Origin of the sequence: Stenotrophomonas sp. 1278 (assembly GCF_029892765.1) — a bacterium.
Classification (GTDB): domain Bacteria; phylum Pseudomonadota; class Gammaproteobacteria; order Xanthomonadales; family Xanthomonadaceae; genus Stenotrophomonas; species Stenotrophomonas indicatrix.
The window spans coordinates 281,354-290,521 of sequence record NZ_JARXWD010000003.1 but is presented as its reverse complement, the minus strand read 5'-3'; the positions used below and the strand labels follow the sequence as shown (position 1 = coordinate 290,521).

At 65.0% G+C, this 9,168-nt stretch carries 8 protein-coding genes; 2 read left to right on the top strand and 6 right to left on the bottom strand.

Features of this window, described 5'->3' with window-relative positions:
• Positions 1 to 328: 328 nt before the first annotated feature.
• The 4 genes from cyoD to cyoA are packed head-to-tail and all read right to left on the bottom strand — an operon-like array spanning position 329 to position 4,348.
• Positions 329 to 670 carry a cytochrome o ubiquinol oxidase subunit IV gene (gene cyoD / locus M2299_RS05320; RefSeq protein ID WP_025873831.1) on the bottom strand — a complete coding sequence of 114 codons (342 nt, stop codon included), beginning with the start codon at positions 668 to 670 and terminating at the stop codon, positions 329 to 331.
• Positions 670 to 1,308 carry a cytochrome o ubiquinol oxidase subunit III gene (gene cyoC, locus M2299_RS05315; RefSeq protein WP_280884003.1) on the bottom strand — a complete coding sequence of 213 codons (639 nt, stop codon included), beginning with the start codon at positions 1,306 to 1,308 and terminating at the stop codon, positions 670 to 672. Before cyoC ends, cyoD begins: the two co-directional genes overlap by 1 nt.
• Positions 1,305 to 3,302 carry a cytochrome o ubiquinol oxidase subunit I gene (gene cyoB, locus M2299_RS05310; protein ID WP_025873833.1) on the bottom strand — a complete coding sequence of 666 codons (1,998 nt, stop codon included), beginning with the start codon at positions 3,300 to 3,302 and terminating at the stop codon, positions 1,305 to 1,307. Before cyoB ends, cyoC begins: the two co-directional genes overlap by 4 nt.
• Positions 3,303 to 3,304: 2 nt before the next feature.
• Positions 3,305 to 4,348, bottom strand: a complete 1,044-nt coding sequence (gene cyoA / locus M2299_RS05305; protein WP_025873834.1) for a ubiquinol oxidase subunit II — start codon at positions 4,346 to 4,348, stop codon at positions 3,305 to 3,307.
• Positions 4,349 to 4,686: 338 nt separating this feature from the next.
• On the opposite strand from cyoA, the gene M2299_RS05300 reads away from it, so the two are divergent.
• Both M2299_RS05300 and M2299_RS05295 read left to right on the top strand, forming a co-directional pair.
• Positions 4,687 to 5,115 carry a VOC family protein gene (locus M2299_RS05300; RefSeq protein WP_032975989.1) on the top strand — a complete coding sequence of 143 codons (429 nt, stop codon included), beginning with the start codon at positions 4,687 to 4,689 and terminating at the stop codon, positions 5,113 to 5,115.
• On the top strand, positions 5,112 to 5,744 hold the full coding sequence (locus M2299_RS05295) for a GyrI-like domain-containing protein (protein WP_099842135.1): 633 nt from the start codon (positions 5,112 to 5,114) through the stop codon (positions 5,742 to 5,744). Before M2299_RS05300 ends, M2299_RS05295 begins: the two co-directional genes overlap by 4 nt.
• A 23-nt stretch (positions 5,745 to 5,767) precedes the next feature.
• Here the strand turns inward: M2299_RS05295 and M2299_RS05290 are convergent, their stop codons facing one another.
• On the bottom strand, positions 5,768 to 7,786 hold the full coding sequence (locus M2299_RS05290) for an energy transducer TonB (protein ID WP_280884002.1): 2,019 nt from the start codon (positions 7,784 to 7,786) through the stop codon (positions 5,768 to 5,770).
• Positions 7,783 to 9,168, bottom strand: a complete 1,386-nt coding sequence (locus tag M2299_RS05285; RefSeq protein WP_280884001.1) for a hypothetical protein — start codon at positions 9,166 to 9,168, stop codon at positions 7,783 to 7,785. The genes M2299_RS05290 and M2299_RS05285 overlap by 4 nt, the downstream gene beginning before the upstream one ends.

The window sequence follows — 9,168 nt, the reverse complement described above, 5'->3', positions numbered from 1 at the left end:
CGTGGATCTACTGCATCCTCCGGGTGCATTGAACGGCAACCGCATCCACGCATGGCGTGGATCTACTGCATACCCCGGGTGCATTGAACGGCAACCGCATCCACGCATGGCGTGGATCTACTGCATACCCCGGGTGCATTGAACGGCAACTGCATTCACGCATGGCGTGGATCTACTGCATCCTCCGGGTGCATTGAACGGCAACCGCATCCACGCATGGCGTGGATCTACTGCATCCTCCGGGTGCATTGAACGGCAACCGCAACCGCGCAACAAACAGAAAGGCCGCCCGGGGGCGGCCTTTCTGCGTGGCAACGTCGCGAAGACGTCAGTGCATCATGTGCACGTTCATGTTGTGCATGACCCACAGGGTACCGACCACGATGATGCCGATCACCACCACGGTGAAGGCCGCAGCGTTGACGTTCCAGCGGCTCTCCGACGAGCGGTCCAGGTGCAGGAAGAACACCAGGTGGACCAGCATCTGCAGCACCGCGGTGATGGCGATCACCACACCGTTGACGGTGCGCGAGAAATCACCCGACATCACCATGTAGAACGGGATGACGGTCAGCACCACCGCCAGCACGAAGCCGATCAGGTACGACTTCACGGTGCCGTGGCTTTCGCCGCCGGCGGCGTGGTCGTGTGCATGGTTGTCATGTGCCATTACAGCGCTCCATTGAGGTAGACGACGGAGAACACGCCGATCCAGATCAGGTCCAGGAAGTGCCAGAACAGGCTCAGGCACGCCATGCGGGTCTTGTTGGTCGGGGTCAGGCCGTACTTCTTCAGCTGCACGAACATCACCAGCAGCCACAGCAGGCCGGCGCTGACGTGCAGGCCGTGGGTACCGACCAGGGCGAAGAACGCCGACAGGAACGCACTGCGGTCCGGACCGTAGCCCTGATGGATCAGGTGCTGGAATTCATAGACTTCCATGCACATGAAGCCGAAGCCCAGCAGCCAGGTGATGCCCAGCCACAGGAACATCTGGCCGACCTGCTTGCGGTGCATGGAGATCATGCCCAGGCCGAAGGTCAGCGACGAGGTCAGCAGCAGCGCGGTTTCCCACGCCACGAACGGCAGCTCGAACAGGTCCTTCGCGCCGGGGCCGCCATCAGTGCCGCCGGCCAGCACCACGTAGGTGGCAAACAGCGAGGCGAAGATGAGGCAGTCGCTCATCAGGTACACCCAGAAACCGAAGACGGTGTTGCCGCCGGTGTCGTGGTGCTCGTGGTCGTCATGGCCATGGGCCGCCGCGCGTGCGGCGTGCCCGTGGCTCAGGGTCGAGGTATTGGTGCTCATGCCTTCAGCTCCGACTTCACCAGGCCCTGGGCTTCCAGGTGCTTGCGGTGTTCGTTCTCGATGCGTTCCACCTCGGCAGCCGGGACCCAGTAGTCCACGTCCTGGTCGAAGGTGCGGTAGATGAACGTGGCGATCATGCCGACGAAGCCGATGATGGCCAGCCACCAGATGTGCCAGATCATCGCAAAGCCGAACACCAGGCTGAAGGCGCCGATGACAACGCCGGTGCCGGTGTTGCGCGGCATGTGGATGTCGGTGTACTTGGCCGGCTTCGGCCAGGCTTCACCACGCTGCTTGCGCTCCCAGAAATCGTCCAGCTCGGTGACTTCCGGCAGGGTGCCGAAGTTGTAGAAGGCCGGCGGCGAAGAGGTTTCCCACTCCAGCGTACGGGCATCCCACGGGTCGCCGGTCAGGTCGGCGGTCTTCTTGCGGTCGCGGATCGACACGGCCACCTGGATGATCTGGCACAGGATGCCGGCACCCACGATGAAGGCGCCCACAGCGGCCACCAGCAGGAACGGCTCGTAGGCCGGGTTGACGGTGCTCTGCAGACGACGGGTCATGCCCATGAAGCCCAGCACGTACATCGGCATGAAGGTCACATAGAAGCCGATGAACCAGCACCAGAACGCGCACTTGCCCCAGAACTCGTTGAGGCGGAAGCCGAACATCTTCGGCCACCAGTAGGTGATGCCGGCGAACATGCCGAACACCACGCCGCCGATGATGACGTTGTGGAAGTGGGCGATCAGGAACAGGCTGTTGTGCAGCACGAAGTCGATGGCCGGGATTGCCAGCATCACGCCGGTCATGCCGCCGATGGTGAAGGTGACCATGAAGCCGATGGTCCACAGCACGGGCGTGGTGAACTGCACGCGACCGCGGAACATGGTGAACAGCCAGTTGAAGATCTTCACGCCGGTGGGGATGGAGATGATCATCGTCGTGATGCCGAAGAAGGCATTGACGTTGGCACCCGAGCCCATGGTGAAGAAGTGGTGCAGCCACACGATGAACGACAGCACGCCGATGCAGGCGGTGGCGTAGACCATGCCCTTGTAGCCGAACAGGGCCTTGCGCGAGAAGGTCGCGATGACCTCGGAGAACACGCCGAAGGCCGGCAGCACCAGGATATAGACTTCCGGGTGGCCCCAGATCCAGATCAGGTTGATGTACAGCATGGCGTTGCCGCCACCGTCATTGGTGAAGAAGTGCGTACCCAGGTAACGGTCCAGGGTCAGCAGCACCAGGGTGATGGTCAGCACCGGGAAGGCGGCGACGATCAGCACGTTGGTCACCAGAGCGGTCCAGGTGAAGACCGGCATCTGCATGAGCTTCATGCTCGGGGTGCGCATCTTGAGGATGGTGATGAAGAAGTTGATACCACTCAACGTGGTACCCAGACCCGCCACCTGTAGTCCCCATATGTAGTAGTCCATACCTACATTGTTGCTGTACTCGATGCCCGACAACGGCGGGAACGCCAGCCAGCCGGTGGCGGCGAATTCACCGATCCACAGCGACAGCATGATCAGCACCGCACCGGACACGAACAGCCAGAAGCTGAGCGAGTTGACGAACGGGAACGCGACGTCGCGCGCACCGATCTGCAGCGGCACGGCCAGGTTCATCAGGCCGGTGATCAGCGGCATCGCCACGAAGAAGATCATGATCACGCCGTGGGCGGTGAAGATCTGGTCGTAGTGGTGCGGCGGCAGGTAACCCTCGGACCCGCCGACGGCGATGGCCTGCTGGGTACGCATCATGATCGCGTCGGAAAAACCGCGCAGCAGCATGACGAAGGCGACGATGATGTACATCACGCCGATCTTCTTGTGATCCACCGAGGTGAACCACTCCTTCCACAGATAGCCCCACAGCTTGAACTTGGTGATCAGGGCCATCACGCCCAGGCCACCCAGCACCGCACCGACCAGGGTGGTCAGCACGATTGGATCGTGGGGGATCGACTCAAGAGAGAGTTTTCCCAACATGTTCATTCTCCCGAACCCATGTGGCCTTCATGGCCAGCGTGTTCGTGTTCTTCGGTGGCATCCAGGTTCTTCCCGGATTCCTTGGCATCATGCGCGTCGCTCGGGGCGTGCCCCTCGTGCGCTTCATGGCTGGACGCATCGGCAGCAGCCGCACCCGCATGGGAATGCTTCATGCCGTAGTGCTTGTTGTCGCCCATGTGCTTGGCGATGACCCAGTCGAACAGGTTGTCTTCAACCTTGCCGAAGTAGGTGACCGGGTACCACTCGGAATTCTTCGCTTCACCCAGCGCCTTGAACGAGGCCTTGTCCAGGCTCTGCTCGCCGGCACGGACCTGGTCCAGCCACTGGCGGTACTGCGCATCGGTGACCGAGTAGGCAGTGAAATGCATCTTGGCGAAGCCTGCACCGCTGTAGTGCGAGGACATGCCCGGGAATTCACCGGTCTCGTTGGCGATCAGGTGGAGCTTGGTCTCCATCGCCGCCATTGAATAGATCATGCTGCCCAGGTGCGGGATGAAGAACGCATTCATCACCGTATCGGAGGTGATCTCGAAGTTCAGCGGGGTGTTGACCGGGAACTTGATCTCGTTGACGACCGCGACCTTCTCTTCCGGATAGATGAACAGCCACTTCCAGTCCAGCGAGATCGCCTGGATGGTGACCGGCTTGACGTCCGATTCCAGGGGCTTGTACGGATCCAGCGCGTGCGAGGACCGCCAGGTCAGCACCGCCAGGACCAGCACGATCATGCAGGGGATCGACCACACCACCACCTCGATCGCCGTCGAGTGGGACCACTTCGGCTCGTAGCGGGCCTTGGTGTTGGAGGCGCGATACTTCCACGCGAAGGTCAGGGTCATGATGATGACCGGGATGACGACCAGCAGCATGAGCACGGTGGCCGTGATCAGCAGTGTCTTTTCATCCTGGCCGATCTGGCCCTTCGGACTGAGGATGGCCACGGCATCGCAGCCGGTGAGCATCACCAGCAATGCGAGCAGCAGGCCCGGGCGCAACCAGCGCCCAAGGGTTTTCAACGGAATCATCGGTCGATCCAATTGCGAGGGAATGCCGTTCCCCGTCCTGCCCGCACCGGCCAAAGCCGGGCCCACCCGTCCAGAAGACAGGCAGGTGAGGTGGGGTCGAGTCAGCCTTTCAATTTTAGGCCGTCACCCACCATTTAAGAAAGGCATTGACAATGATCAGGCGCAGGAAAGGCCCGGATCTGGATGCGACACGTTGTCGCACCGCGCCATTGCGGCAGGCAGAACGCGCGGGGACGGCAGCGTAGCATCGGCCACGAGGACGACGAGGCCCCTCGTTCGGCAAAGTCGACTGAACAGGTTCAGCAAGTTGTGACTGCCCTTTCTTCGAGGAACCCGGCATGGACAGACCCTTCAGCGTTGAACGCATCGACCACCTGGTGCTGAGGGTGCGCGATCTGGCCCGCAGCGAAGCCTTCTATGGCCAGGTGCTGGGCTGCGCGGTGGTGCGGCGGCGCGAGCACCTGGGCCTGGTGCACCTGCGCGCGGGCGCATCGATGATCGACCTGATCAGCCTGGACGGCACGCTCGGTCGCCACGGCGGCAGCGGACCGGGTAGCGAAGGGCGCAATGTCGACCACCTGTGCCTGCGCGTGCACCCCTTCGACGAAGCGGCGCTGGTCGCCCACCTGGCCGCCCACGGCGTACCGGTACCGGGGCCGGCCGAAGTCAACTTCGGTGCCGAGGGCGACGGATTGTCGTTGTACTTCAAGGATCCGGACGGCAACACGGTGGAGCTGAAGGGGCCTGCCAACGGAGCCGCGCAATGACCCGGTCCGCCACCACGCCGGCGAAGATCGACTTCAAGACGCAGGACAAGGCGCTGTACCGGCCACCGGTCGGCTCGTTCGTGCGGATCGAGGTGCCGCCGATGTCCTTCGTGATGGTCGATGGCCAGGGTGATCCGAACCAGGCGCCGGCCTATCGCGATGCGGTGGAGTGGCTGTACTCGGTCAGCTACGCACTGAAGTTCGCGATGAAGGCCGAAGGACGGGATTACGTGGTGCCGCCGCTGGAGGGACTGTGGTGGGCCGACGACCCGTCAAGCTTCGTGGCACGGCGCAAGCACGCGTGGCGCTGGACGATGATGATCCGCACGCCGCTGGACGTCGGCGTTCCGCGTTTCAACGAAGCGGTGGCCAAGGCATCGGACAAGCGCGGTACCGCGCCGCAGAGCCTGCGCCTGGCGCTTTACGAGGAAGGCCTGTGCCTGCAGACGCTGCATGTAGGCGCCTACGATGACGAGGGCCCGACACTGGCCGAACTGCATGAACGGATCATGCCGGCACAGGGGCTGACCTTCGCCGGGCCGCATCATGAGATTTACCTGGGCGACCCACGCAAGGTAGAGCCTGCTCGCCTGAAAACGGTGCTGCGGCAACCGGTACGGGCGCGGTGACGGCCGCGTCCCGGGCTGATCCGTCAGCCGCCCTGGAACTGCACCGGGAGACGCAGGGTTATCTGCTTGACCGTGGTCACCGGCCGCCGGGGGGTGACGTGCCATTGCAGTGCAGCCTCACGGGCGGCGCGATCCAGCGCAGGATGTCCGCTGCTGCGGTCCACGGTCACATCGAGCACGCGCCCCTCGGCTGACATGGTGATCAGCAGCTCGACGCTGCCTTCCAGCACCGTCTCCCCGTCACCACGCGGATAACGCGGGGGATGACGGCGCGTCATCGCCGCCAACTGCGCGCCCAGCGCCTGCTCGGGGTCCAGCTGCGGCGGCGGCGGGTCCATGGCCGACGGCGCTGGTGCGTCCACGGTCACCGCCGGCGGCGTGGCGGCGACAGGCGCTTTGAACACGACCGTCACCTGCCTGCGCTCGCCGCCTGTGGGCACCTTCGACGCGCTGAGCCAGGTGCGTGCGCCCCGGCGCGCGGCCTCATCCAGCTGGGCGCTGCCACTGCTGCCTTCCACCAGCACCGCCGTAACCACGCCGGTCTGCCAGACATCCACCTGCAGGGTCACCATGGTGTCGGCCTCCACAGGTGCGCGCAGCGGGATGCCATGGCGCAGGTCCTTGAAGCCGGCGGCGGGCAGGTCGACCAGCACCTGCCCATACTCTGCTGGTGGCGACGACGGCGGCAGAGAGGGTGACGTACGCAACGCCAGGCCCTTGCGATCGACCAGCATCCCCGCTGGTGGCATCGCGCGTTGCGCCTGCCTGGCGGTGTCCGCTTTCGGGACCGCCGGCGGCGAAGGCTCCGACACCGCCGGGCCAGCGGGGTCTGCGGCGGTGTCGGCGGCGTCCGGCGCATTGCCTATGCCTGCCTTCGCCTGCCGATCGTCATCGCCCAGCAGCAGTGTCGCGCGCGCCGTCAGGATCTCCATGCGGTCTTCGGACGCACTGGCCAGCAGCGTCGAGAGCATGAACACGTCGCTGCCAAGCAGCAGCGTGTTCACGTCGAACCGGGCGGGATCGGACGAAGCGTTCTTGTCACTGCGGTCGATCAGTCCGGCAATCACCAGCGCGCCCAGCGCCAGCTCTTCGTCCGTGTCGACCATCGTCGAAGCGTAGGCATTCCACAGACGCTCCTCCAGCGGTGCATAGGCGAACAACACCTCCTGCGTGCCGTGGATGCGCCACAGGCGCTCTTCCAGTGCCGCGTCGCCCTCACGGTCGAACGGCTTGCGCGGCGACCACCGTGAGCGGATCGCCAGCTCCTGCAGATCCGTCGCCAGCAGGCGCATCGCAACCGAGGTGCTCGATGGCGAGAGCTTCCACATCTGCTGCAGCAGCTCGACCTGCTTCAGCTCCAGCTCGCGCGCTTCCTCCGCCGTCAGCCGGTCCACCATCGCGCCCGCATCGCTGGCCAGCCCCGCCGTCCTTTGCGTGCGGCGGCCGGACCGGGCGGCAAGGGTCTCGATGGTCTCGTTGTACGCCGCGCGCAGGCGCTCGTACTCGGTGCGGTCTTCGCGCAGCACGGGGCCATTGCGCGCCCACAGATCCAGCTCCTGCATCAGCGCCTGCGTACGCGGCAGATCGCCACGGGCAGCAGTGCGCGCGGTTTCGTGCACCTTGTTGAGCATTTCCCGCTCGAAATGACCGCGCGAGTACCAACGCGGAACCGTAGTGCGATCCTCGCCGACCAGTACCGAGCTCGGCCCCTGTTGACCGCTTCCTGCGCCCGTAGCGCCATCCCCGGAAATGCCGGTGACGATGAAGACGACGAAAGAGAGGAAGCCGAACATCACCGACGCGATCAGATAGTCCACGGCCCGGTCCTGCACCGCTACGCGCAGGAATGACAGCACCGACACCGCTCCGCCGATCAGCAGCGCAGCACGCAGCGCCGCCCTGCCATCGCTCAACACGCCGCTCGACAGCACTCGTCCGAGCCAGCCGATCGAGCTGTAGACCAGCACGCCGAGGTCGCCCCAGAACGGCGCCATCCCGATCAGTGCCAGCAACAGCACGGCCAGTACACCCAGCAGCTTCATGGGCGCTTGCTCATGATCAGCATCGGCACGAACAGGATGAACAGCAGGATCGCGATCGCCAGCATGGCCATCTGCACGGCCAGCCCCACGCCATCCCAGATGCCCGGGTCTACCAGCGCGCTGTAGCGGCGGTAGGCCGGCATGCCCCAGCCCATCACCCAGCCCAGCAGCAGCGTGCCGATCACCGCCATCGTCACCCGCGACATCACGCCGGGAACGCCGCTGGCCGCCGACGCCTGCGCGGTGACCGGCTGCGCCTGGGCGACGCGCGCGGCGGTGCGTGCACGCTGCTTGCGGGCCTTGTTCGGTTTCTGCCGCGTGCGGGTCTGCGCCGCGCGTGCGCTGCCGGCCAGCAGTTCCGCGCGGGCGCAGGCGGCACAGGGCATGCCGACAAAATGCTGGTGGGCCGCATCCTTGCCGCACGCCACCAGCTGACCGGCGTTGCGCCGTGCGTAGTCCAGCAGCAGCGTGGCCCATTCCTGCGCCGAAGGCCGTCGGCGTGCCTGCGCCGAGAACGCACGATCAAACATGTCGCGCAGCGCCGGCGGAAACATCTCATGGCCGCTGACCGGCGAGGGCAGCATCCGCGGGTGCGGCTTGCCACGCGCGTAGGGGTACAGGTTGGCGGCGATGCGTGCCGGCAGGTCACTGGGCACCGTCGCCCCCTGCGGCCGGCCCGCATACGGATGCAGGCCGGAATTGAGCAGCTGGAACACCATCACCGCCAGCGCGAATCGATCCTGCGCCTCCTCCTGGCCCGGCTTCACCCCCGGCTGCTGGAACTCGGACGCCAGGTAGTCGGTGGTGACCTGCCCGGCCGGAAAGCGCTCGCCCTTGCCCTGGATGCTGAAACCATCGCAATCGAGCATCGCGATGAACAAGGTGCTGCGATAGAACCGCACGTTCAGCGGCTTGAGGTCGACCACATAGTGCTGCCGCCGGTGCAGCGCGGCCAGCATCACCGCCAGGTTGGCGGCCAGGGTCATCTTCGCGCCCAATCCGGTGGGCAGGCCCTCGGAGCGTGCCTGGCGCTCCTGCAGCACATGTTCCAGATCGCTGGTGGCCGACAGATCCAGGATCGGCATGGTGAAGCCGATGAAACGCCCACTGCGATCCCGCAGCAGGGTCATCGGCCAGGCAATCTGTACCTGGTCGGCCCCCTGCCCTTCCATCGGCGGCAGGTCCGGCTGCAGCTCCAGCATCGCCTGCAGCTTGCGCTCGTAGACGCGCGCATCCTTGTCCGAATGGTAGAGCTTGGCCACTTCGCGCGGCCGCTCCTTGAGGGTGAACACGCTGCCCGCACCGCCACTCTTGAGCAGCCGCTCCAGGGTGAGCGGCCTGCGCTGCGCGTCGTAGACCTTTTCGCCGCTGCGCCCGGGCAT